Below are 687 nucleotides of genomic sequence, written 5' to 3'. Positions count from 1 at the left end.
CTGAAATAGCTTGCCGGAGTCGTCAGCCCTTAATGCACCAGATCAATAAGTTCTTGGCGAGAGTGCACTCCCAGCTTGGCGTAGATATGCTTGGCATGCGTAGCGGCGGTTTCCTTGGAAATGAAGAGCGCGTCGCGCACATACGGAATCGACCGCCCTCGTGCGAGCAGCCCGAGCACTTCAGTCTCGCGCGGCGTAAGACCCTGGTCGGCGGCAAGCAGACGAATACGGCTACCCAGCTCGTCTTCGTCCTCCTGGCGACCGCGCTCAACCATGTGTGCATCTTCAATATCCGATGTTTCCGCATTATCCGATCGGGCCTCAAGTGAAAAGCTTTTGCGATTGAGTACGAACATGGTAGCCACCACCAGCACCGCGATGGACACCGCCGCGACCTGATCAAGAGCAATTGTGCTCGCAGCAAGCCCCGCCTGCACCAACACCACGACCACCACGCCCAGAAAATCGCCCAGGTGCACAAATATCCAGCCTAATCCAAACGACTGAACTGCGGTAGCGCGTCCCGAAGCGGCGTAGCGCGAGAAGAACATCTGGGTTATCACGCAAAACGCAAACCGTGCAGCAATGGACACCACGTAGGCAAGATATCCCCCCGTTACCGGGCCAAACAGGTTGACACTCCCCACGCCTAAAGGCGGGGGATTCTTCCTTCATCGCCGGTAGCCT

The 687-nt window shown here is 57.5% G+C and carries 1 protein-coding gene; it reads right to left on the bottom strand.

The features are described from left to right. Positions 1–29: 29 nt before the first annotated feature. Entirely contained in the window at positions 30–647 is a 618-nt protein-coding gene (locus RR842_RS08245) for a helix-turn-helix transcriptional regulator (RefSeq protein ID WP_332729441.1), read from the bottom strand. Positions 648–687: the final 40 nt, after the last annotated feature.

It is taken from the genome of Gordonibacter sp. (assembly GCF_036667095.1).
Classification (GTDB): Bacteria; Actinomycetota; Coriobacteriia; order Coriobacteriales; family Eggerthellaceae; genus Gordonibacter.
This window is presented reverse-complemented; position numbering and strand designations above follow the sequence as displayed.